Raw genomic sequence first — 22,445 nt, 5'->3', positions numbered from 1 at the left:
TTTATCCTTATATAAAGGTAAGGAAAAAACACACAGAGTGCAAGTCATTTCACTCCGTGTGTTTCTATGTACTCCATATAACGTCGATGTACAGTTGCTTTACTAATATTAAACCCCAAACCTTTTAGAGTCATCGAAATCTCTTCATAGGTAAGACCAGCATTACGAAGTCTAACTACTTCTTCTAATGGCACGTCTATTCTCTCTCTTCCATCGGGATTACCTCTTGTTTTCAAGTTTTTTTCAGGTCTATATCCTTGAGACACTGCTTTTTTCATACCTCTTTTAATTTTTGCGTTGTGTAATTTTCGCTGATACTCCTCCACTAGCGCCAATATTTCCAAGAGCATAGTATCCATTTCGTTTAGATTAATGACCCCTTTATCCTGTAACGTATAAATCGAAGTATTGGTTTTTTGAAGTAAATGTAGAACGGCCATTCTACCGTTTCCTCTGCCAATACGTGTCTCATCTTGTACAAATACCGCTTTAATTTCATTTTGTTTAATATAGTCAAGTAAATCTAATAAGCCTTCGCGTTCAATATCATATCCACTATGTTGATCTGAAAATACTTTTTCAACTTCATAATTATTTAGTTTTGCAAATTCTATCAATTCTTCCTCTTGCCTTGTTAATGAAGTCTCTTGAGACTCTTTTTCTGTACTCACTCGACAATATATAACTGATTTCACTTTGTATCGCCCGCTATCTCCGTATCATGATTGAAATGGTAACTTTTTTCAATGACTGGAATAATAATAACTTCCCCCGCTTTAATATGACCGTCTTGCAAATTATTCATCGCAATTACTTTATCGATCCATTTTAGCTTATCTTCATTCGTTCCATATTCTTGTGCTAAAGCCCACAAAGAATCTCCTTGTTCTATATTAATATGTTGGCTCTCGTCTGTCGAAAAAGAATTCGAGATTATTATAAACATTGTAAATGCAATACTGCATGCTACAAATATTGTTAAAAAGTAATTTTCTTTCATCCAGGTCATTTAAAATCCCCCTAATAGAATGTGTGTTCGTAATGTATATTTTAATATTAATGCGAACGTTTGTTTTTGTCAACAATAATTAGAACCTATGTTTGCATTACTGTTCTTCCCCTGTTATACTATTATTAAGATAGAAAAGGATAGAGATAATTATTCAAAAAGAGGTGAACATATGAAAAAAGCATCTAAAAGACAAGAAGATATACTTGCTTTTATAAAAGAAGAAGTTCGTAAAAAAGGTTATCCACCATCCGTTAGAGAAATTGGAGAAGCTGTGGGCTTAGCATCTAGTTCAACTGTTCATGGACATTTAGCACGACTGGAAAGTAAAGGGCTAATTAGGAGAGATCCAACAAAACCACGCGCTATTGAGATTCTGGATGGCTTGGGCAGCGTTGCTGAAAAACACAATGTGGTTCATGTACCGTTGATCGGTAAAGTTACTGCTGGTATCCCTATTACAGCAATTGAAAATATAGAAGAATTCTTCCCACTTCCAGAAACATTTGGAACTGCAGATGATAATTTATTTATGTTAGAGATTATGGGTAATAGTATGATAGAGGCTGGAATATTAAATGGTGACTATGTGGTTGTAAAACAACAGCAATCTGCCAATAATGGCGATATTGTTGTCGCAATGACTGATGAAGATGAAGCAACAGTTAAAAGATTCTTCAAGGAAAAGTCCTATTTCCGTCTGCAACCCGAAAATTCTTCCATGGAACCTATCATTGTAAATTCAGTTAGTATACTTGGAAAAGTAGTTGGAGTTTACCGTAATATTCAATAGTTTTGTCGAACTTGACAATATAGACAAATAAACGTAAGATAACAAAGAGCCGATATCATATTTCAACGAAAAGTGGACATTTTCGTTGAAATCATCGAAAAACCCCTTTACCTTAATGGTTGAGGGGTTTTATTTTTATACATAAGTAATTAGTAGCTTTGGTAAACTAGTAATACTACTTCTTCTTCTTGAGGGCAGCTAAAGTCTTTGTTCCGACTACCCCATCAACTGTTAAGCCCTTTTTCTTTTGAAAGTCTTTAATAGCCGAAATAGTTAAGGGTCCCTCTATCCCGTCATTTATCAATTTATAACCTGCTGAATTTAAGAGTTTCTGAACTTCAGTGACATTTATTTCACTTATATACTTTAAAGGATTTACCGCATTTGGCTGACCTACATCGTAAGATGGTATGTGAATTTCAAAATGTAAGTGGATACCTGTACTATTTCCTGTACTCCCTTTAATACCTATTTGTTGACCTTGTTTAACACTTTGTCCCACTTTCACAGTAATAGTTTTTAGATGCGCATATAAGGTTTCGTACTTTTTACCGTTTAAAGTATGTGCAATCGTTATAGTATTTCCATATCCTCCAATAACTTTCGCTCTAGTCACTTTACCACTGGCAGATGCTCTTATAATCGGACTACCATCACTCCCAATGTCAACTCCTTTATGGACTTTAACATTACTATTTTTTCGAATTTCTCCAAAACGAGATGTAATTTCTCCTTCGCTTGGTCTTATAAACAATTTATAACCTCCCTCCTATTAATAAGTAGAGAACAATCCCTCTCACTAGTTAATGCTCGAATGATTAATAACATATAGTCAATAATCATCATATTTTCCTAATAAATTGTAAAAAAGATTAGAAATGAGTAAATTTGGGTATTAATATTTATAATCAAGCATATGTTAAATTACTAATATTATTTTTTGTAGACCTATATAACTATATAAAGGGGCAATAATTTATGAAACTAATTATAGAAGAACTCAAAAAGCTTATTAATGATTATTATAGATGCAATAACCACTATTTGAAGAAAGAAATTTTGATTGACATTAATCTGTTGAAAGATGCATTAAGAATTTTAGAAAAAAGAAAGTTAGATATAAACACAGAAAGCTCACTTATTTTTTAACGAAGTGAGCTTTTTTTATTATTCTTATTTACCCACACTATATAGTTTTCCATGTAGTGTTAGATTTCAATATTAATAGTATTTCATTCTTTTTCTTACGAGACAATCAAAATGACTAGTCCTCCTAATTTCTATTACATATATTATATTATGCCGTCCAAACGGCTAATCTATTATAAGGAGGTGAATTATATGGTTCTTGTACTTCAAGAGTTTACTACCCCTGCAAATACTAATGTAATTGCAGATACAGCTGCACCACCTGGAACGCTTCCGACACCCGCTGTACCAACTCTACCAGCAATGGTTTCACCTTTAGTAGATGGAAGTAGTGCTTATATTTGGTCTCCTAACACAGAGTCCAGTCAAACCGTGACATTTCAAAGTATCTTTAATATTGGAACTTTGCCACTACTCACTCTAGCATTACCTCTTTCCGCTTATTTTGCGTTTGCAGCTAACGAAACGGCTTCTGTAACTGCAACTCTAGAAGTTGTTAATCTTCTTGGAATCGTAGTTGCTACTATTCCACTTTTTTCAGGTAACAATTCAGGTAGCTCTCAGGACGTTGCAATTACATCCGGAGATACGTTACTAGCAATAGGCCTATTAGGCAACTCTGGACGAATTGTAGTTGAGACTACTGTCACTTCTCCAACCGTATCTGGATATTCCGCAAATCCCGGTCGATATCTCGGACAACTTACAGTGCATAGCATATTGGCAGTTTAGTTTATAAGCTACACATTATCTCCAAAAGATAATTATGTTTTTCAAGAACAAAACTCTTTTTGTTAATAAGAAATGCATATGGAGGGTCAAGCATTAATAACGCCGTGACTCTCCAGTTTGTTAGTAGAGTAATTTTTATCACTTAAAATTTTATGCAAATCACTTCCATTTACACTAGTTTTGTTAGATAATAAGTAATAGGTAATATAGTTCAAAGGGGTGTATATTTAACTATGATATTAATTTATAAAGAATTAAATAATCTAATTGATGATTATTATAAATGTCCCTTCACACATATTAAAGAACAGATCCTCATAGATATTAATCTTTTAACTGATGCCTTATTAATTGTCGATTCTGATTTTCAATATTAAATCTACCTAATCTATTCAATTCAGTTTTTGGTATCACTATGAAATTTTATAAAATAGCTTATTCAGTGCTTCCAAAGGTGAGAAACAAGTCGAGATGCCTGATTGGATTATACATAAAAAGCGTTGGAAGCATATAGCTCCAACGCTTTTACATTTTCAATGTATTCCTCAAGATCCCTTTGGAGTACAGTCCTTCGGATAGGATACTTGTTAATTTTACGTTATGTGAAAACATAGAAGAATTCAAAGCACCTCAATCGTAGAATAAGGTTAGTTAGTTAGTTTGTTTGTTTGTTTGTTTTTTATTTATAATTCATTCACTAATGAGCTCAAGTTTTCGCTCTGTTTTTTTATTCAGAGATAATGACAACAAAATAGCAGTGACACCTAATATAATAATCACGATTGTGTCAAGAATTGCGCTAGGTCCTCCGCTTCCTAAAAATTGAATTAGATTATGAAGGCTATGAAACAGAATCAGTGGTAAAATGTTGCCAGTTTTAATAAATAATTGCGCTAGTACAATACCAATTAGAAAAGAATAAGCCAATTGTAGTCCAGTTTGCCCCAAACTTTGTCCAGATAACAAGTTAAGCATATGTGTGACAGAGAATAATATGCTCGAAGTCAGGATAGCTGGAAGAATACCTCGTGGTAGTAATATTTTTATCATTATTCCTCTGTAAATACTTTCTTCCACAAAACCGATTAAAATAGCAAAGCCAACATAGAAAATAATCGTTTCAAGCGGCTGGGAACTAAACCCTTGAAGGCATAATACGATTAAAATAATCAGTAGAGGTAAATACAGTATCCAATTTGCTCGTTTAATTTCTCGTTTAAAACCATAATAAGTCCACTTTCTCTTCCATGAAAAATAAAAAAGTAAAAATAGCGCTGTTGGTATGAACGATATTAGTATAGGTGTATTGTAACTTAATTGTTTAATCGTAGCGATTGCACCTGCTATAAAAACGACTAGTAAAAAAATGACTTCAATAAGTATGATACTTATTATAGGGTGTTTTTTAGAATAACTTAACTTATTATGCATTACACATCTTGCCTCCCAATAATATCTTTTAACCAATTTAGTGCAAAATTTAAAAAACTAAAATTTCAAAAAATATCTATAACAATCTATTCGAGTTTCCTTACGCACATTCCTCCTTTTTAGTTTGTGGCCCTTATTTAAAGTAATATTAACTCTCTTCATTGCCTTTTAACTCTGTAGATCGATCAAAATAAATAAAAAAACACCGATCAAGTCAATAAAAGACTGAACGATGTTTTTAAATTTAGGGGTGAAATTGGGGTGTTGAACATTTGAGTGAAACTCTTTATCACTCACCCCATTATAAAATCCTATACTATTAGATTAATACATTTTCAAGTATTGCTCACGTTCCCATGGGTGTACAGTTGTACGGATAATATATCTACAGATCATTAGGTGAAATAACATGAAACGAACGCTATTTATATGACTTTTCAGACGTTGTCCTATAATCAAAAACAACTAGGTATAACTGCTTCGTGGTAGATCCGTGGTAAGAATTCGCATATGTTCGTGGTAACATTTTAACCTTTAAATACGCAGTAATTTTATATAGGTTATTTCGGAAAGCGAATATTTAACTAAAGCACCCGTTATCTTAATAAGGAAACTACCTTACACCTCTTCTTTATCAAGTAAATAACCATAAAATTCTTCGTGCAAAGCAATATCTTCTTGTAGTGATTCTTTAGTGTCTCTATCAATTAAATCAACTAAAAATTTATCAGCAAGTTCATCGCCACCATCAATCATAACTAATATTGAATGCATTACACCCTCTATCACGTTATTAACTACTTTCCTATACGCTTCCAGTTCCTCTCGACTTGAGAGTTTTTGTTGCATTATTTTAAGAGATTCTTCCACATCAGTCCAAGCAATTAAATCTGTGTTTGGATTCAAACTATCAACTGCTTATTCTCTCCAAACGTCCTTTATACTTTTTAAGTTCTGATAAAGTAATTCTTGTTTTTCATTCATTAACAAATCTCCCCTAATAAAAGTAGGTCCTTCTTGAAGTAAAGCACTCGTTAGTTGAAGAAGAGCACCCAATTTATGATGTAATTTTCACCTATAATATATACCTTTCCAACTCATCTTTTTGACGCAAGTGATGACGAGAATGCATTCCAACCAAATCATACCATTCCCTAGCATTCAGCCAACCGAACCCTCCATGTTCAACTTTATTATTTGGGTTAATATAATCCACTTTCGATTCCCATTGACTCAATCTTTGAATTAACTGATCCATCCTGCTAATTAGGTCTTCCTTGCTGTCTGAATTATTTGGTGGAGAATTTAGTTCATCTGGTAATCTTATTTTAATAGGTGGAAACCCGCCGTTCCTATATAATTGCTCACCAAACTGGGTTTTCCCAAGGGGTTGTTCCTCATTTAATGAAGCACATGTTTCCATATTATCAAGATACTCTTGGGCAACAACAATTAAATGGTCATACATCTGTCCAATAGACCAAACCCCTTCTTCCGAGATATACCTTAGCTGTTCCAATGAATAATTGTAAATATCACTTTTGAAAGTAATAAGCATTTTATTGTCACTCATTTAAATACTCCTTTGTAATAAATAAATGAAATCTGAAATTTTCGTTTTTTTATATTTATAAATAATTATAGCATTAATGATGACAAATACTTTCTACTACTAACCTGCCGCTTTAGTTCAATAAGAAAAAAGGCTTCACTCCTTCATGAAGTAAAGCACCTCGTTAGTTTAAGTACACTTATTCACAATCTCACGTTAAAAATTCATTTAATTACTTTTATTATGATGACTTATTATTTTTCAGTTTTATCAATAACATCATTTTTTGATATCCATTCATATTTAATATCTGGTAAAATTTCTTCATTTTTATGTCCTCTACTTATGATTTTAAACCCATGGTTTTCATAAAACCGTTGTGCTTTTTCATTTACTTCAAATGTGTACAATGTTAATTTCCCACTTGATTGTGCTTTTGCTTTATCTAGTAATGTCCGACCTATACCGATTCCTTGATACTCTATATGAATATATAGTTGGCTTATCTCGCTATCGTTATAGGCAATCATTCCAACAACTTCTTCATCAATTAACGCTAAATCTATTTGAAACTGTTCAGGTAATATATGATTTAAAAAATATACGTGATTTTCAAAGTCGTGAGTTTCTTTTTGGCAAATAGCCTGTTCCTTACTATCTCGCCACATATCCACTGTTTGTTCTGCGTATTTGGTGCTATACGGAGTAATTCTGATTTTATATTGTTTCATGCTATGCCTCCTCAGATTTTTTTAAAGATATCTTGTTTTACTAAAGCACCCGTTACTTCAATAAGATAATTATAATTTCTTTTCAAAAAAGGTTAAGGATAGTTGTTCATTTACTATTAACTCTTTAATATTTTGAAATCCATTCTTTTTATAAAAACTAACTGCAGGAGTATTTTTAGAACCAGTTGCTACTTTTATTGTTTCAACCTCGAACTTAGTTTCAATAAAATTTAAAAGCAACTGCGCAATTCCTTTTCTAAAATGGTTTGGATGTACGATTAACCTATGTATATCAACTTCATCAACATCTACTTTTATAGATATTACTCCGCATAGTATTTCATTTTCATAATAACCAAAGAATGCCTCTCCGCAATGTTGCAAAGTATGAACCGTATCCTTTAATGGTGGTATTTCATATGAACCAATTATTTCTGCCTCTACCTTATATGATGGTATTTGAATGTTTAAAACATCTGCTGCGTTTTTTCTATTACTAATATCAATTATTTTAATCAAGGGAACCCCTCATTTCTATTACAGAGTTTATGAAATAGTTACTTCTAATCCTTCCAATAATTTTTCATCAAAGAGATTGACCATTCGGGTTGGCTTACTTCATCTTTTGGTAGAAATTCTTTCATTACTGGCTTAATGTCGATAATCGGAGTTCCGTCTAATGCATCTAATCCCTTAACTATTAATATTCGCTGTTTTTGTTCAATAAGTTCTACAATAGTTACCCCTAATTTATTTGGTCTATTTTTCCCTCTCTGAGCAAATATTCCAACCTCTGGATAATCTTTATTGTTTCTTGGGTGTCTTGCTTCATACTGAATTTTATCATCTGAGACTTTATTAAAATAAAAAAACGATTTCTAAATGTGAGAATTCATTAATCCCTTTCAATGAAGAATCATTTATATTTTCCGCAAGTTCAATTGTTGATACGATTGAACCCCAATTATCATCCAAAATATCTTTTCTAGTATTATTTACAAAGGCAATTGGTTTGATAGAATACTGCATTTGTTTCATCCCCTCCTATAGATAATGCATCACGATATATGATTTCGTTTTCATCTTTATCGTACCAAGCATTATCCCCAAAAGAAAATATAGATTAATTATACATATCCATAATTTTATCTTATTGAATATTGAACTCTCCTAGATGTCTCTATTTAGATACAGAAACACCCCCATATTCACATGTTTTTAAGAGTTACCGTTTGTCTTTCACTTTTCCACTTAAAATACGTATAAATTAATTGAACTACTAGAGTAACTATCAAAAGTACCAACAAAAATACGCTAAACTTTGAATTGATATCCATTAATAGCAGTTGAAAGGATAAAAATATAGCAAGAGGAATCATCCACAAAGTTCGAACAAATTTCGTTCTATATTTCAATTTCCAATAATAAAATCCACTTTCACGACTATTTTTCACTAATTCCACCACTTATAGTTGTTACTTCTCCATGAATGTTTGAAGTTCCTTCTTCAACTAAACTGCTTCGTTAGTTTAAGTGTAACATTTACGGGGCAGTTCATTTTTTTTGATGGTTTTTTTTAACTAAAGCACCCGTTACTTGAAGATGGATTACTAGACATTCAACCCTAAAAAGATATTTGCCTCATTTTTAATCGTTGATATTACTTGGCTTTCATTAAACTCTAAAGGTATATCACCATTACGTTGTTCATCAATCATTTCACTTATTTCATACCACTCCATCAAATCATCAGGATAATCTAAATCCGAAGCAACAATTCGATAAATCTTATAAGCAAAATCAAATGTAAATGAATGATTATTTTCTTTAATAATTTTATTTGCTAGATGACCTATATAGTCTCTAGCACAAATCTCGAAGGTTGGTTTCTGTATTTCCAACTCATTTAATGCTCTATTAAAATACTCTTCCACTTCGAAAATACTTTCACCAGTTAAAAATGAAGAAATTATATTTACAGATGGTGATGACACATCGTTTTCTAATAAGTTAATCGACCAATTTACATAGTCCTTAGTTATTACAGTTCCCTTTTGTATTTTATAAAATAAAGCATTTGTTTGCACTATATCAACCACCTTATAGGTTCTTTTCCTACAATCAGAATAAAATCCATATTCAACTAACCTGCTTCGTTAGTTCAATAAGAAAACTCTTATAGTTACTAATATTTTACATGAGAAGGCAAATAATAAAAGCCCCACTCTAATGAGCAGGGCAATCGAATTATTTACTATTTAATTTTGCTAACAATGCTTTAGATGGTGTTTCATATTTAACATGTTCTGGCATCTTAGTAACCCACATACCGCCACCAACATTATATTGGCCACCATGATTGTCACGATATCGATACACTCGATACTCTTCACCAGGATTCAGAATACGAACCATTTGAAGTTTACCATCTGGGCCATCTTGCCATAGGTTAATGCGTTTCAAGATTGTAACCTTACCAATCTGACTTGGTTTAAGTTCCGTTTTACCCCACATGATTTTATCATTAGCAACATCTTCCGCTGCTTTAAGTGGTAGAAATACAGGTCGATGTCCAGCCTTTAATTGAGCGATTGTTAGGCCTTTGTTGTACTGCAAATGAGGATAGTCTTTAAAACCCTTCCAATCTCCGCCCCATTCAAAACCCATTGATTTAGCAATAGCTGCAACACGTTTCCATTTATCATCGACGGTCCACAATGATTGATTTCCATCATCTGATACAAGGAAATAATCAATAGATAGTCCATAATTGTGGATGGACGTTCCTGGTGGAGCATTAGAAACGATACTCCCTTTTGAACCATATACTCTACCATTCCAAATATAATTCGGTCTACCTTGTCCATAAATATAGGCTTGGTCCTCATTCGAACGGAATCCTGATGATATTTGCATGTAAATACCTTCATTGTAACAACGCTTAATTAATTCAATTGTATATTCCTTCAAAGAAGGATGAACAGCTCCTATACGATTAACAGAACGATTTATTAATGTCTTTACTAATACAGTCATAATCTCACCTCATTTCTCTTTTGGTTTGTTATAAATTAAAGCTTGTTTACTTCAGATCCTTGTGTAGTAGGATCTGCAACTACACCACTGGCAATCAAAACTAGTATAAAGGCATCCACATAGTTATTGTATTCAGCTAAATCTATTAGACCTGAGCTGTTAACTATTAAACCGATACCAATTTGTGCGGTATTTCTCTCAATCCCCTTTAGATATATAGATAATTAAAAAGAACGCTCCTAATGGAACGTCCCCTTATTAATTGTTATTATGTTTTCTCATAGCTTGTTCAATACTTGAATAAGTTTTTATATCTCTAAAATCAATCCCTAGTTGTACGGTTGTTTGTGCAATACTTGGACGCACACCTGATAATGAAGTACTCACTCCAATTAATTTTAGCGCATTAATCATGTGAAAAAGCTGATGTGCAACCATTGTATCTACAATAGGAACCCCTAGCAAATCAATATATAAGTGATTGATTTGCAATTTAGAACATTGTTGCAGTGTTGATTCTAAAATTACTTTGGCTCTGTTTGTGTCAATTTCTCCAACTAGTGGTAACAAAGCTATGGTGCTATCTAATTTAATTACCGGGGCACTTAGTTCAATAATCATCTCTTGTTGGGATTTTAATCTTATTTTGGATTGTTCAATAAATTCATTAGTAAATTTGAGTACAACGTTATTGATTGTAGTCAATATAGCGTTTGTATACGCTATTATTTGTTTGCTTGAAAGTTCATTAGGATACTGATCCATAAATTCTTCGAGCAATTCCAAGTAAAGTTGTTGTTGCCTAAAAAATTCCCCTATTATTTCTGTAAGCGGAGTATGTTGGTGACCTTCATCATTAACAACCATTGTAATAAAATCATCAAAACTTTTTTCACATACTTCATCTGATTTATTAAACATTTCAACGAATTTTTCATGGAATAGATGGTTCTGTTGTTTAAGCAATTGTATCTCTTCTAGATTAGAAGTACCATAAATTCCATTTTGATCTTTGTTTAGACTCTCATACCATCTTTCTGTTAATTGCCATGTTTTACTTTTAAGAAAATCATACAATTTTTGATTTCTGTCCAATTGATTTCCTACTTTCGTCATAAATTCACGATTATAGCATTCAAAATATTACTATTTTGATAGTACCATAGAAAAAATAAACAGACACTTTTTAAGAATTTACAATTTATACAATTTCAGATGGAGTGACCATGATTGTTGATCTATAATTTCCCTCGACCTTACTTAGTCCAACTCTTTCGGGCATCCCCGATCACCCCTTTTCGGCTTGTTTCGCCGGACATTACTCATATAACCTTGACCGTGACAATTACTCGACAATATAATGTAAGTTAGACCACTATACAGGCAACTGATTTTAAGGTGGTCTGTCTTAAATACGAAATGGAGAGAGATATCACATGACAACAGCACATAATACTGCAAAATTTGAAGATATTGCAAAAACAGTTTTAATGCCAGGAGATCCTTTGCGTGCGAAATATATTGCAGAAACATATTTAGAAAATCCAGTTCAGTTTAATAGTGTACGTAACATGTTTGGTTATACAGGAAGTTATAAAGGAAAACAAATATCCGTAATGGGATCTGGGATGGGAATGGCAAGTATAGGTATTTATTCTTACGAGTTATTTAAGTTCTATGATGTAGAAAATATTATTCGAGTAGGTAGTGCAGGTGCTTATACAGATGAACTTAACATTCATGATATTGTTCTTGTAGATAGTGCATGGAGTGAATCAACATTTGCAAAGGTTCAAGCTGGGGTAGAAAATGATATCCAACTTCCTAACGAGTTATTAACGAAGAAAATTGAAGATGCTGCAAATCGCATCCACACTCCTATTGTTAAAGGTAGAGTACATTCAAGTGATGTATTTTATCATGAAGATAATGTTCCAAATCATGTTGATTTTTATAATGACCATAATTGTATTTGTACAGAAATGGAAAGCTATGCATTATTCCATAACGCACGAATATTAGGGAAAAAAGCAGCGAGTATACTAACTATCTCAGATTCTTTAGTAACCCACGAGGAAATTAGTGCTGAAGAAAGGCAAACATCATTAAATAATATGATGAAAATTGCTTTAGAGGCTAGTTTGTAAAATATAGAAACCGGAGATGCAATAATACTTTAGTATTTATGTGCATCTCCAGCGCTATCCCCAAAATGGTTTTGAATAAATGATATCTAATCAATCGTTCATTAACTAAGTTAAAAAGTAGGCTACATTTAAAGTAAATTGAGTTGCATAGGCAACTCTTTTTTCTTGAAGTAAAGCGCCGATTAGTCACGTTTTGAATCTTGTTTTGTGTCGTGATAATGGTACACCTTTACCTAAGTCTACCCTTTTAATGTTTTAAAGAATGCTTAGAGGAAATTGGGAATATCTCTCTAGACACACACATGCTGTTTTGTTATTGGAAGCTGGTACTGATGAAGTTTGTACAGGAACAAATGGGCCACGGTTCTATGCAAAATACATCAGACGAATATGCACATGTTTCCAAGAAGATTGCTGCACGTTCTATAGATAAATTTGATGAGTACATGAAAGAAATTGAATAATTTCATGCTAGAAATGTGGTATTATTTAAAATACTTACCACGAACCTATAACAAATAAAAAAGCGTTGGGAGCTTAGTGCCCCAACGCATTTACTATTAATACATTTTCAGATATTGCTCACGTTCCCATGGGTGTACAGTTGTACGGATTCTATACCTACCTATTTTCATATGTTTTTAAAAGTCATGAATCTTATTAAATAGCCAAATTACAATATTAAAAGTCATAATTAGTCACTACATATAAGAGAAAATTGGGCAACTTCATTAATTTGTATTGGGCAAGTTATATTTATAAAAGGCTGGGGTTGATTTCGTGCGGTGGTTTTGATTGTGAAATGTTACACTTAAACTAACGCAGAAGTTTGGTTGAACAAGGAACTGGATTTTTCACTATATAACATTGCAAATGATGTAAGGTATCACAAACAGAAATGGATTTTATATCATCTTCCACCTATAATCAAAGTAATAATGGTCATTAAAATTTTAAGGAGAATCCATTATGTATTAACAAATGGATTCTCCTTTCTTTTCTTTGCTCTTGTCAGAACGACGCTATGACTCAGTTCAGCTTATTTAATTTTTTTCTTAAATAATAAGAAGAAAATCCAAATCAAACCAATAATAATGATAAGTATAGATCCATAAGTAGAAACCCAATAGATTGTTCCTGTTGGTATAACATAGTTGGCTAGGATAAATAGAATGACTCCGAAAAATAAATATAGGTGTGGTAATATATAATTCGTTATAACGTTCCCCTCCTATATAATGATATTTTCATTTAATTATTTGGGCATCTGGGCGTGAGGTTGCGGTCTGTGTTCAGTAAAATATTTCTGTTGAGAAACAGATATACCAAGGACACCCTTTGAAATTGTGAATGATGGTGAAATACTAACACTTTTTTCTTGGTGAGCGTAATGACCGTATGCGTCAATCAAACTTACGCTGCTAACATTAGGTTTAATATCATACTTCATAGAAATTTTATGAACCTGACATCTAACGCACCCTAACCCACCATCTACTAAATCGGCTGCTAGCCCGTAATCCCCATTTCGATTCCATTTAGAACTACTACTTGAATAGTTTATGGTTTGCAGATGAGTTAGAGAAACGGCAGATCGCACTACTTGAGTACCATACTCCGTACCTCTTAATGGTGATGTATTTCCATTTATACCAATTCCGATGATATCTTCATTAGTATTCAGAGCTCCTGTAGACCAATCAACTACATTATTAACAGTATAAACACCTGTGCTTTTTTTAGATACAGAAACAGTCATTTTTTTATATGAAGTAGATGAACTATCTGAGTCACTATATATCGTTACCCTTTCATCATCTTCTTTAAGCCTTTGCCAATATTCCTCATAACTAACTTCTTCAACACTAGTAACAGGAAGAGAAGCTTTAGAATTCATATTCAAATAATCTTTCTGGATAAAAGGGTTATTTATAGTAGTAGTTATGTAATACTTTGTAGAATTGCTTACAAATTCCCTTTTTAAGATATCTTCTTTACTCTCACCTGAAGAAACCAAAAGTGTAATTACATCTAGGGTGAATCCTTTGTCTGTTAATGATTTTAACTCATCCTCCGAAAAAACAGGCCCTAATACTTTGACATGATTCTCATCCATTTCTAGTCCGTATACCATTTCTTGCGCTTTAAGATTTTCACTTTCTGCGCTAGCAAAAGTATTCACTGAAAAGAAAAATAATGTAGATAAAAGAATTGCTGTTAAAACTTTCTTCATTTTCTTCACTCTTTTCTATTTTTTTAGTACACACTGTAGTTCATCATCTTATTGCGATTCTCCAGTAAGTAGGTATTCTTCAACTTGTTTATCTGTCAGTTGAACTACTTTTGGACTAATAGATATTTAACTTTCATTACTGCTAGATGTGTTTGCCAAAAAAAACGAAGCCATGTTAAAGGTAAGTAATAATGCTGCCAAGAATACTAAAATGTATTTTTCATGTATTTCACCCCCCTTCATTTTACACAAGAAGATACCAAATATTGTGTATATCCTTAAAATAACATTTTTTCATGAAATGCCAAGATTTTATGCACAAATGGATATTTTCTTTTTTGAAAAACCTCATATTTTTTATATTAAAATAGAATTAATAAAACCTTGGTACTCGATTCAAACTCTTTTTCAATTCTGGATGCACCTTTATCAGTGGGTGCAGATACCTTTACCTTTTTACGATTGTAGAAAGTGGTTGTACGTTTTTCCTCTAAAGTTAATGGATCACCTTCTCCTCCAGCTGACACCGGAAAACGATCAATCTCATCCGCTAATAAAACACGAATTGCACGGGATGCTAAACCAGTAGGGGCATTTGCACCTGCCAGAGCAATAAATCCCCCTGGAAATGATTTTTGTAATATTGTATTTTCACCGTCACGTGATTTTGAGTTTGAGACTTTATTTCGTAATGAAGGGCAAGCTCTGAACATAGGTGCAAGACGTTCTTTTGAAAAGTTCTTTGCAGCTTGTTCAGTTGGTTGCAACATCATTATTGGATATGGTTCCATGTCTATAAAATAGCCTAGGGCATTTAATAATATTTCTGACTTCCCTACTTGCGCTGAAGACATAATTACAATATCTTCATAGCGTGGGTCTGTAATAGCATTCATAATTTCGCGTTGATATGGAGCTCGACTTGTATCCCATTGTCCAGGCTCAGCAGAAGTTTCAGAGAGTAACACACGAAATTCGTCGGCCCATTCCGAAACTGTTAAATCCGGTGGAGGAGACAAATTTTCTTTAATGCTGTTTTGAATTAGCTTTAATGTTGCTAGGTATTCTTTACTCATTCAATCCATCGTCATCTTCAATAAAAACTTCTTCTGAATAAAAGTCTTTTGCGTTATATTCGGCTAATTCGGTCATTGCTTCGTGTATACCTGATTTCAGTTAAGTAGGTTTTACCAGCTACACGAGATGCTATTTTGGATGGAAATGCTAAGAGTTTTCCTCTAAAGTGACCTAGCATTTCATTCATTACACGTTTAACATCTTCGGAACGGTGTAAATCGCCACGCATAACTTGTACCTGCAACTCTGTTTTTTCACGTCTTGCTCTTGTCCAATAAGCTTCTTCTACTGTTTTATCAACCACTTCTGTACGTTTGCTATCTAAATAAGCAATGTATGCTTTAATAGATTTCGGTAAATCATACTTTCCATGCGATACCCTAACCACTGCATTTTCTTTCGTATATTGACGGATTCGAGCCTCTGAAACACCCAAGACTATCGAAATTTCTTTGCTACTAACAATCCACGCAGAATCCTCTGAACCTTTACGTGTCAAGCACTCTCACCCCTTTCAAATTCTTAAATATTCATATTTTATTTCTAAAACGTAAATCACCGTTTTCGTTTTGTAACTAGACGACTTTCGGGCTCGAAAGCACCCGTATGTCAATTTAAAACCCAGGAGAACCTAGTGTTTTTTTATTCACCTTTTGAATATCATATACAACCTCAATTAATAACAATAAATCCTTATTATTAAAGGGTTTACGGGTCATGAAAGGAGATGCACATGACATGTAGTATGCAATGTTTTAATCATTGCTCTTCACTATTAGTGGGCAGTCGCTTACATTAACCCTTTGAGTTCCCTTCAAGTGATAGGGAGTTGAACTCATTTTCAAACGCTCAAAGCTTGATAAATCAACAAACTAAAAAGGAATTTCATTTCAGTTCGGTTAATACTCTTATTGAAGGGAAGTAAAACGATAATAGATCTGTTAGAACTAACAAACGTAGGTTGTTCTATAAAAATAAAAAAGATATGTTAAAGGTAAGGGTTGATTTTTCGTGAGGTTAATAGTTTGTAAAATGTTACACTTAAACTAACTAAGCAGATTATTGAATAGGCTTATGTAAGGTTATTATTAAATTGATTTGTAGATACTCCCCAAAATAGAAAATAATACTATTTTAAAATAAACTGAATTTTTCTATAATTATGGCTATAATAAAGGAGGGAGAAATCAATGAAAAAATTTTTATTTTTATGTTGCACTGTTTTCATGCTGGTACTGTTAAGTGGGACAACCACTTCTGCCCAAGAAAACCTTAGTTACGAAGAGGTTATTAACACAGAAGTAAGTGAATTGAATGAAGATTTAATTTCTGATGACTTAGTTCCTTACGGATTAATCAAAAAGCCTGAACTTGCAGGTGATATGGGAGCCTTAGCTTCACGTTCAACTTATGTAGGTAAAGTTAGTGGTGCCAAACAATACCATAATAGTGGGGATTATAACAAAGGTCTTACTGAAATGACTAAACTTGGAGGTAGAGGCGAAGTTTATCCTGTTTATAATAATAATGGAACATTACAATGGCGAAAAGATGGATCTGACGGAGTAGCTTTTTATTATCAAAGTAGCTCTTTTACAGATGGACTACAAAGATGGACTATAAATTTCCCAGGATATAAAATAAGGTTTATGGACAGTTAATTATATTGGGGGAAGATAATCTTGGAAAATGGAAAATTAATTATTTGGGAACCACTTGAGAATAATCCATTTGATCGTTTTAAAGAACCAATGAATTTAGTATCTATGCACTATGATGGAGTAGATTTGGAATTAACATTCTCGGCATTCAACAGTGGACAGGAATTTAAATTCACATACATGCAAGATGAAACTAATTTTTATGCCATTCGTCATTTTCGTATTCTGAAAGAATTAACAAGAAATGATATTGAAATCCTAATTGGTAAATTACGAGAGGAAAGGGAAGTCGCAGGATTGACAAGGTTCGCATACGATCCCACTTTTTACAAAATAGAAAATTCAAGTTTTAAATCCTGGTATAAAAGTATTGATCTTTCCTTGCCATTACCTGAAGATTCTCATCTTGAACATCACTTATATATAGCATCGGATTATTTTATTGACGTCCTAAGTGAACAACAACCCACAATCACTAAATCAACTTAGATAATATAAAAACTGAATACTTTTGTTTTATTTCAACTATCTAGTTGAAATAAAATTGTCAAGGACAAGGGTGTTCTCATAATAAAGGATATTTTAAAAACTCATAGAAACTACTACTGCTGTTTTAGTTATACATGGCCATCATTTCGATGGTCTTTTTTTATGTCCAATATATTAGTTGATCTCAGATATGCATTGTGAAATGTTACACTTAAACTAACGGTGTGCTTTAGTAAAAAAGGACATCATTTGGAGAACAAATCTAAGCTCATTTTATATGTGTATTTTAAATCAACCTTTATCTTTAACATCACCAATAATAAAGTCAAAGAGATATAATTCCCTTTGCCTCTCTAAAGGTTAGCAACGTTTTCATCAAACTTAGCTTGTTGCATACCTATGTATCTCAATGTTATTTTGGGTGAAGAATGATTGAACAGGTCCTGCAAGTCCGCAAGGTCTTTATGTTTTGTATAATACATATGGCCGAACGTCTTCCTCATCGAATGAGTTGCTATTGGTTCCGTATAACCAATTTCTTTCGCAGCCTTCTTTAAAAACTTATCTACTGTGCTGCGTTCAATGGCTTTATTCTTACCAGTGCGAGTTTTTTGTCTAGATTCAAACAGATAATCATATTTATTTTTGTTCTTAATCAATCGTTCAAGTGGTCTCTTTAGATTTCTATGGATAAATACTTTTCTTGGTTTCTTTGTTTTTCCTTCTACTATGTCTAAATGCATCTTACCCTGGACATCTTTAACCCTTAATTTTGTAATGTCTGAAATACGGAAACCAGTGTAAATCCCAATTAAAAATAATACTAAGTTTCTATCACTGGTGTTCTCAAAGTATTCAATAAAGGATTCTCTCCACATTTCATCACGTATAGGTTCAACAGATTTCATAGCATAAACCATCCTTCCGCTTTTATCTTTTCTTTAATTCTTTTCATAGTCACATCTACCGTACCTTTAGGGATTCTCAGACTTTCAGCTATTTCACTATGTGTTGCTCCATCTGCTTTTAGTGTCAATATTTCTTTTTGTTTAGCGTTCAGGATTTTAGTAATTTCCTTTACTGATGTCTCTTTCATTATTTCTTTTTCCTTATCATCTTCATCAAATAGCCTTTCTATTGAATCGATACTTTCAGACTCATCTTTTCTTAACTGAATCCAATAGGGTTCAAAAGGAACTTCTCTCTCTTCTGATGCTCTTCTGCTAATTTCTCTTCGAGCTCCTGGACGTTTACCGATAGTGATCCATTCGATTGAATATTGTAGATTTGAAATCCAACTGTTTATAATCTTTTTGTCTTCTTGCAGCCTAATTAAAATGTGAAGTGCCTTTTTATGTTTTATCCGTTTTGCAATCGTTATTTTCTTTTCTAAACGAGTACGTAGTGCACGGGTTTCTTTCAAAGTTTGTTTGTATTCTACTAATAATTCTCTCAAATCGAATGCACCACCCTTCTTTTATCTTTGTCAAAAGGCTCCACCTTTGCATCTTGTATAAGTACCACGATTACAACCCATAAGATTTTTCAAATCTTTATTTGATAATTTTTCTTTGACTTTAGTGTGGGTAAATGGACAATTGTCCTTTGATGGCTTTGCAAATCCTATTTCAGTAAGCTCACTTTGAATCGTTCTCATTCCCTTCACTCCTCATTAAATAATCTTGCGAATCATTTGTTTTGGTCTACGATCTATTACTTGGTGCGTGATTTTCTTCCGAGAAAAATTCATACGATACTGATTCTTTTTAGTCTTTTGCTTTTCCTCTTCCAACTGATAAAGCTCTATCCACTTCCCTTTGAGCCAATTCCAATTGTCTTTGAGCCATTTAGTGAACTGTTTCACGCGTTCAAATATTTCACTAAAGACTTTTGCACACGATTTTGCAATTGCTTGTAATTTGTGTAAAGATTCCTGATTCATTTCCACATCTACTCCTCCTGTTGCCAAAAAGGCTGATTTTGTGTAAATATTTTGCAGAGACTAGAATTTTGTAAAATAAAAAAAAGGACAACAAATGACACAGCGGTTACTGTAATCGTTCGTTGTCCTCCAGTTGGCTGGGGTGGACTATTTACTTGATATTTTCGTTAAGTTTCTCCCTAATTGCATAGATATCAGCTTCAGGAAGAAGAAATGAACCAAACCTGCGACTTTGTACATTTTCTAAATTTATTACAAATTCATTGTAATAATATCTATAATTCAGTTTGCTCGTGAAGACGGTTCCCCACTTCCTAAGTCCACTCTTTACAACACTTTTAAAGCTGCATTGGAGCACATTAGCATTGATCCTTTGCCTATCCATTCGACTCGTCATACACATGCTGTCATGTTACTTGAAGCTGGGTGGTCTATGAAAGCGATTCAAGAACGCCTTGGGCATGAATCTATGCAAACAACGGCTGATATATACGCTCATATTTCTGAAAACTTCGAACAAAAATCAATGGATAAATTTGATGACTTTATGAAATCTCGTGAAAAATAATTGGGCAAAAATTGGGCAAAACATTATATGTGCCCAACAATTATATAAAGAAACAATAAAAAAGCGTTGGAAGCTTAGTGCCCCAACGCTTTTACTATTAATACATTTTCAAGTATTGCTCACGTTCCCATGGGTGTACAGTTGTACGGAACATATCCCATTCGATTTCTTTCGCTTCTACAAAGTTAGCGTAGATATGCTCACCAAGTGCTCCGCGAATAATTTCATTCTTACCTAATTCTTGTACAGCAGCATGTAAAGTAGGAGGTAGATTATGAATACCATTTTCAATACGTTCCTCTTCTGTCATCACGTAAATATTACGGTCTACTGCTGGTGGAGGAGTTAGTTTATTTTTGATACCATCTAATCCTGCTTGTAGAATTACTGCCATTGCTAGATATGGATTTGCTGCAGGATCTACTGAACGAACTTCAATACGTGTACTTACACCTCTTGAAGAAGGAATTCGGATTAAAGGACTTCTATTTTGTCCTGACCAAGCTACATAACAAGGTGCTTCGTATCCAGGAACGAGACGTTTATACGAGTTAACTAATGGGTTTGTAATCGCTGTAAAGCTTTGTACATGCTTCAGTACTCCAGCCATAAATTGCATAGCTGTTTCACTTAAGCCAATTTCAGCTGATTCATCATAGAATGCATTGTTTTTCCCTTTAAATAGAGATACGTTAAAGTGCATTCCTGAACCATTTACACCAAATAGTGGTTTTGGCATGAATGTCGCATGCAATCCGTGTTTACGTGCAATTGTTTTAACAACCAGTTTGAACGTTTGAATATTATCACATGCTGTCACTGCATCAGCATATTTAAAGTCAATTTCATGTTGACCTGGAGCAACCTCATGATGAGATGCTTCAATTTCAAAGCCCATTTCCTCAAGTTCTAAAACGATATCACGGCGGCAGTTTTCACCCAAATCCATAGGTGCTAAGTCAAAGTAACCACCATGGTCATTCAGTTCAAGTGTTGGCTCTCCCGCCGCATCTAATTTGAAAAGGAAAAATTCAGGTTCAGGTCCTAAGTTAAAGCTTGTAAATCCTAACTCTTCCATTTCCTTCAAGACACGTTTTAAATTATTACGGGGATCTCCTGCAAATGGAGTTCCGTCTGCTTTATTTACATCACAGATTAAACGAGCTACTTTCCCTTTGCCCGTAATCCACGGGAAAACTACCCATGTATCTAAATCTGGTACTAAGTACATATCTGATTCTTCAATTCGTACAAATCCTTCAATAGAAGATCCGTCGAACATCATTTTATTGTCAAGAGCTTTATCGAGCTGACCCACTGGAATTTCTACGTTTTTAATCGTACCTAGTATGTCTGTAAACTGAAGACGAATAAAATTCACCTCATGTTCTTGAACGAACTTTTTAATATCCTCTTTTGTATACTTGCTCATTATTTCACTCTCCTATTTAAGTTATATATGAACCTCGATTATCTGAAAAATCGAGATAGGTCCCCTTGTCGTAAAGAAGCTCTTTGTTGCCTTTGAGCTAAATGCATTTCTTCTTTTACAATTGCACGTAGTTCTCTGTCCGAAATCACTTGTCGAACATCTTTCGTAGTAATTGGACTATTCTTCATTTCAAAGATTTGTTTAATCCCAGCAATATTAACTCCTGTTTTTAGTAGATCCTTAATCTCCAAAAGTATATCTATATCATCCAATGAAAACATGCGTTGTTTACCTTCCGTCCGTGCAGGGTGAACCAGTTCTTGCTCTTCATAGTAACGAATTTGTCTAGCAGTCAAACCAGTCAGCTGCATAACAATATTCATCGAAAGTAATGGCATCGAGCGTCTCCATTCCTTTTCCATCACTGCACCTCCTAGTAGGTTATAAGAATATTATATGTTAT

General features: G+C 33.4%; 28 protein-coding genes and 1 pseudogene. 8 read left to right on the top strand and 21 right to left on the bottom strand.

The window, feature by feature from the left end; translation table 11 throughout:
* Positions 1-44 precede the first annotated feature (44 nt).
* The gene (locus MHI40_RS07045) at positions 45-695 is read right to left on the bottom strand and encodes a YneB family resolvase-like protein (protein WP_340762058.1); all 651 of its coding nucleotides are present in this window, start codon (positions 693-695) and stop codon (positions 45-47) included.
* Entirely contained in the window at positions 692-1,009 is a 318-nt protein-coding gene (gene yneA, locus MHI40_RS07040) for a cell division suppressor protein YneA (protein WP_093534863.1), read from the bottom strand. Before yneA ends, MHI40_RS07045 begins: the two co-directional genes overlap by 4 nt.
* A gap of 172 nt (positions 1,010-1,181) precedes the next feature.
* Here yneA and lexA point away from each other — a divergent pair, with 172 nt between their 5' ends.
* On the top strand, positions 1,182-1,802 hold the full coding sequence (gene lexA, locus MHI40_RS07035) for a transcriptional repressor LexA (RefSeq protein WP_093534865.1): 621 nt from the start codon (positions 1,182-1,184) through the stop codon (positions 1,800-1,802).
* A gap of 175 nt (positions 1,803-1,977) precedes the next feature.
* Here the strand turns inward: lexA and MHI40_RS07030 are convergent, their stop codons facing one another.
* Positions 1,978-2,556: a peptidoglycan DD-metalloendopeptidase family protein gene (locus MHI40_RS07030; RefSeq protein WP_340762057.1), complete on the bottom strand. Its 579-nt coding sequence runs from the start codon at positions 2,554-2,556 to the stop codon at positions 1,978-1,980.
* 224 nt (positions 2,557-2,780) lie between these two features.
* Between MHI40_RS07030 and MHI40_RS07025 the strand changes: the two genes are divergently transcribed.
* Both MHI40_RS07025 and MHI40_RS07020 read left to right on the top strand, forming a co-directional pair.
* Positions 2,781-2,951 (top strand): hypothetical protein, encoded by a 171-nt coding sequence (locus MHI40_RS07025; protein WP_340762056.1) that lies wholly within the window; start codon positions 2,781-2,783, stop codon positions 2,949-2,951.
* Positions 2,952-3,143: 192 nt separating this feature from the next.
* A complete protein-coding gene (locus MHI40_RS07020; RefSeq protein WP_340762055.1) occupies positions 3,144-3,683 on the top strand; it encodes a hypothetical protein in 540 nt (179 codons plus the stop codon).
* A gap of 690 nt (positions 3,684-4,373) precedes the next feature.
* Here the strand turns inward: MHI40_RS07020 and MHI40_RS07015 are convergent.
* The 9 genes and pseudogenes from MHI40_RS07015 to MHI40_RS06975 all read right to left on the bottom strand — a co-directional run bounded on the left by MHI40_RS07015 (position 4,374) and on the right by MHI40_RS06975 (position 11,528).
* A complete protein-coding gene (locus MHI40_RS07015; protein ID WP_340762054.1) occupies positions 4,374-5,114 on the bottom strand; it encodes a CPBP family intramembrane glutamic endopeptidase in 741 nt (246 codons plus the stop codon).
* A gap of 618 nt (positions 5,115-5,732) precedes the next feature.
* A complete protein-coding gene (locus MHI40_RS07010; protein WP_340762053.1) occupies positions 5,733-6,020 on the bottom strand; it encodes a histidine kinase in 288 nt (95 codons plus the stop codon).
* A 169-nt stretch (positions 6,021-6,189) separates the two neighbouring features.
* Positions 6,190-6,687 (bottom strand): DinB family protein, encoded by a 498-nt coding sequence (locus MHI40_RS07005; protein WP_340762052.1) that lies wholly within the window; start codon positions 6,685-6,687, stop codon positions 6,190-6,192.
* A 233-nt stretch (positions 6,688-6,920) separates the two neighbouring features.
* Positions 6,921-7,397 (bottom strand): GNAT family N-acetyltransferase, encoded by a 477-nt coding sequence (locus MHI40_RS07000; RefSeq protein ID WP_340762051.1) that lies wholly within the window; start codon positions 7,395-7,397, stop codon positions 6,921-6,923.
* Positions 7,398-7,466: 69 nt separating this feature from the next.
* Complete coding sequence (locus MHI40_RS06995; protein WP_340762050.1) at positions 7,467-7,916, bottom strand: GNAT family N-acetyltransferase; 450 nt, start codon at positions 7,914-7,916, stop codon at positions 7,467-7,469.
* A gap of 44 nt (positions 7,917-7,960) precedes the next feature.
* Positions 7,961-8,426, bottom strand: a pseudogene (locus MHI40_RS06990) (SAM-dependent methyltransferase).
* 581 nt (positions 8,427-9,007) lie between these two features.
* Entirely contained in the window at positions 9,008-9,484 is a 477-nt protein-coding gene (locus MHI40_RS06985; RefSeq protein WP_340762049.1) for a hypothetical protein, read from the bottom strand.
* Between the two features lie 160 nt (positions 9,485-9,644).
* Complete coding sequence (locus tag MHI40_RS06980) at positions 9,645-10,433, bottom strand: M15 family metallopeptidase (protein WP_340762048.1); 789 nt, start codon at positions 10,431-10,433, stop codon at positions 9,645-9,647.
* Between the two features lie 258 nt (positions 10,434-10,691).
* Positions 10,692-11,528: an STAS domain-containing protein gene (locus MHI40_RS06975; RefSeq protein WP_340762047.1), complete on the bottom strand. Its 837-nt coding sequence runs from the start codon at positions 11,526-11,528 to the stop codon at positions 10,692-10,694.
* A gap of 341 nt (positions 11,529-11,869) precedes the next feature.
* Here MHI40_RS06975 and deoD point away from each other — a divergent pair, with 341 nt between their 5' ends.
* Both deoD and MHI40_RS06965 read left to right on the top strand, forming a co-directional pair.
* Positions 11,870-12,580: a purine-nucleoside phosphorylase gene (gene deoD, locus MHI40_RS06970; protein WP_340762046.1), complete on the top strand. Its 711-nt coding sequence runs from the start codon at positions 11,870-11,872 to the stop codon at positions 12,578-12,580.
* Positions 12,581-12,912: 332 nt separating this feature from the next.
* Entirely contained in the window at positions 12,913-13,044 is a 132-nt protein-coding gene (locus MHI40_RS06965) for a hypothetical protein (RefSeq protein ID WP_340762045.1), read from the top strand.
* A 791-nt stretch (positions 13,045-13,835) separates the two neighbouring features.
* Here MHI40_RS06965 and MHI40_RS06960 read toward each other — a convergent pair.
* From MHI40_RS06960 to MHI40_RS06950, 3 genes are all read right to left on the bottom strand, one after another.
* Positions 13,836-14,813, bottom strand: a complete 978-nt coding sequence (locus MHI40_RS06960) for a hypothetical protein (protein WP_340762043.1) — start codon at positions 14,811-14,813, stop codon at positions 13,836-13,838.
* Between the two features lie 362 nt (positions 14,814-15,175).
* Positions 15,176-15,889: a phage terminase large subunit family protein gene (locus MHI40_RS06955; RefSeq protein ID WP_340762042.1), complete on the bottom strand. Its 714-nt coding sequence runs from the start codon at positions 15,887-15,889 to the stop codon at positions 15,176-15,178.
* 53 nt (positions 15,890-15,942) lie between these two features.
* On the bottom strand, positions 15,943-16,389 hold the full coding sequence (locus MHI40_RS06950; protein WP_340762041.1) for a hypothetical protein: 447 nt from the start codon (positions 16,387-16,389) through the stop codon (positions 15,943-15,945).
* 691 nt (positions 16,390-17,080) lie between these two features.
* Here MHI40_RS06950 and MHI40_RS06945 point away from each other — a divergent pair.
* Together MHI40_RS06945 and MHI40_RS06940 are read left to right on the top strand one after the other, a co-directional pair.
* Positions 17,081-17,551 (top strand): hypothetical protein, encoded by a 471-nt coding sequence (locus MHI40_RS06945; RefSeq protein WP_340762040.1) that lies wholly within the window; start codon positions 17,081-17,083, stop codon positions 17,549-17,551.
* Positions 17,552-17,572: 21 nt separating this feature from the next.
* Positions 17,573-18,040 (top strand): hypothetical protein, encoded by a 468-nt coding sequence (locus tag MHI40_RS06940; protein ID WP_340762039.1) that lies wholly within the window; start codon positions 17,573-17,575, stop codon positions 18,038-18,040.
* A gap of 353 nt (positions 18,041-18,393) precedes the next feature.
* Here MHI40_RS06940 and MHI40_RS06935 read toward each other — a convergent pair whose 3' ends face one another.
* From MHI40_RS06935 to MHI40_RS06920, 4 genes are read right to left on the bottom strand one after another with little or no spacing between them, the layout of a single operon-like run.
* Complete coding sequence (locus tag MHI40_RS06935; RefSeq protein ID WP_340762038.1) at positions 18,394-18,948, bottom strand: tyrosine-type recombinase/integrase; 555 nt, start codon at positions 18,946-18,948, stop codon at positions 18,394-18,396.
* Positions 18,945-19,496, bottom strand: coding sequence for a sigma factor-like helix-turn-helix DNA-binding protein (locus MHI40_RS06930; RefSeq protein WP_340762037.1), 552 nt, complete (start codon positions 19,494-19,496; stop codon positions 18,945-18,947). Before MHI40_RS06930 ends, MHI40_RS06935 begins: the two co-directional genes overlap by 4 nt.
* Before the next feature lie 30 nt (positions 19,497-19,526).
* Positions 19,527-19,697: a hypothetical protein gene (locus MHI40_RS06925; protein ID WP_340762036.1), complete on the bottom strand. Its 171-nt coding sequence runs from the start codon at positions 19,695-19,697 to the stop codon at positions 19,527-19,529.
* A gap of 15 nt (positions 19,698-19,712) precedes the next feature.
* Positions 19,713-19,988: a hypothetical protein gene (locus MHI40_RS06920; RefSeq protein WP_340762034.1), complete on the bottom strand. Its 276-nt coding sequence runs from the start codon at positions 19,986-19,988 to the stop codon at positions 19,713-19,715.
* Between the two features lie 241 nt (positions 19,989-20,229).
* Between MHI40_RS06920 and MHI40_RS06915 the strand changes: the two genes are divergently transcribed.
* Positions 20,230-20,550, top strand: coding sequence for a tyrosine-type recombinase/integrase (locus tag MHI40_RS06915; protein ID WP_340764420.1), 321 nt, complete (start codon positions 20,230-20,232; stop codon positions 20,548-20,550).
* A gap of 97 nt (positions 20,551-20,647) precedes the next feature.
* On the opposite strand, the gene glnA is transcribed toward MHI40_RS06915, so the two are convergent.
* Entirely contained in the window at positions 20,648-21,982 is a 1,335-nt protein-coding gene (glnA, locus tag MHI40_RS06910; RefSeq protein WP_093534877.1) for a type I glutamate--ammonia ligase, read from the bottom strand.
* 38 nt (positions 21,983-22,020) lie between these two features.
* The gene (locus MHI40_RS06905) at positions 22,021-22,404 is read right to left on the bottom strand and encodes a MerR family transcriptional regulator (protein ID WP_093534879.1); all 384 of its coding nucleotides are present in this window, start codon (positions 22,402-22,404) and stop codon (positions 22,021-22,023) included.
* Positions 22,405-22,445 lie beyond the last annotated feature (41 nt).

The sequence above is a fragment of the Psychrobacillus sp. FSL H8-0510 genome, from assembly GCF_038008345.1.
Classification (GTDB): domain Bacteria; phylum Bacillota; class Bacilli; order Bacillales_A; family Planococcaceae; genus Psychrobacillus; species Psychrobacillus psychrotolerans.
The sequence above is the reverse complement of the archived record's forward strand: the minus strand, read 5'-3'. Positions and strand labels throughout refer to the sequence as shown.

Coding starts and splice junctions, on each gene's coding strand:
- MHI40_RS06905 (WP_093534879.1), bottom strand. CDS start 22,404: ATGGAAAAGGAATGGAGACGCTCGATGCCATTACTTTCGATGAATATT.
- MHI40_RS07005 (WP_340762052.1), bottom strand. CDS start 6,687: ATGAGTGACAATAAAATGCTTATTACTTTCAAAAGTGATATTTACAAT.
- lexA (WP_093534865.1), top strand. CDS start 1,182: ATGAAAAAAGCATCTAAAAGACAAGAAGATATACTTGCTTTTATAAAA.
- MHI40_RS06960 (WP_340762043.1), bottom strand. CDS start 14,813: ATGAAGAAAGTTTTAACAGCAATTCTTTTATCTACATTATTTTTCTTT.
- deoD (WP_340762046.1), top strand. CDS start 11,870: ATGACAACAGCACATAATACTGCAAAATTTGAAGATATTGCAAAAACA.
- MHI40_RS07015 (WP_340762054.1), bottom strand. CDS start 5,114: ATGCATAATAAGTTAAGTTATTCTAAAAAACACCCTATAATAAGTATC.
- MHI40_RS06925 (WP_340762036.1), bottom strand. CDS start 19,697: ATGAGAACGATTCAAAGTGAGCTTACTGAAATAGGATTTGCAAAGCCA.
- MHI40_RS07000 (WP_340762051.1), bottom strand. CDS start 7,397: ATGAAACAATATAAAATCAGAATTACTCCGTATAGCACCAAATACGCA.
- MHI40_RS06980 (WP_340762048.1), bottom strand. CDS start 10,433: ATGACTGTATTAGTAAAGACATTAATAAATCGTTCTGTTAATCGTATA.
- MHI40_RS06965 (WP_340762045.1), top strand. CDS start 12,913: ATGAAGTTTGTACAGGAACAAATGGGCCACGGTTCTATGCAAAATACA.
- glnA (WP_093534877.1), bottom strand. CDS start 21,982: ATGAGCAAGTATACAAAAGAGGATATTAAAAAGTTCGTTCAAGAACAT.
- yneA (WP_093534863.1), bottom strand. CDS start 1,009: ATGACCTGGATGAAAGAAAATTACTTTTTAACAATATTTGTAGCATGC.
- MHI40_RS07025 (WP_340762056.1), top strand. CDS start 2,781: ATGAAACTAATTATAGAAGAACTCAAAAAGCTTATTAATGATTATTAT.
- MHI40_RS06945 (WP_340762040.1), top strand. CDS start 17,081: ATGAAAAAATTTTTATTTTTATGTTGCACTGTTTTCATGCTGGTACTG.
- MHI40_RS07020 (WP_340762055.1), top strand. CDS start 3,144: ATGGTTCTTGTACTTCAAGAGTTTACTACCCCTGCAAATACTAATGTA.
- MHI40_RS06955 (WP_340762042.1), bottom strand. CDS start 15,889: ATGAGTAAAGAATACCTAGCAACATTAAAGCTAATTCAAAACAGCATT.
- MHI40_RS06935 (WP_340762038.1), bottom strand. CDS start 18,948: ATGAAATCTGTTGAACCTATACGTGATGAAATGTGGAGAGAATCCTTT.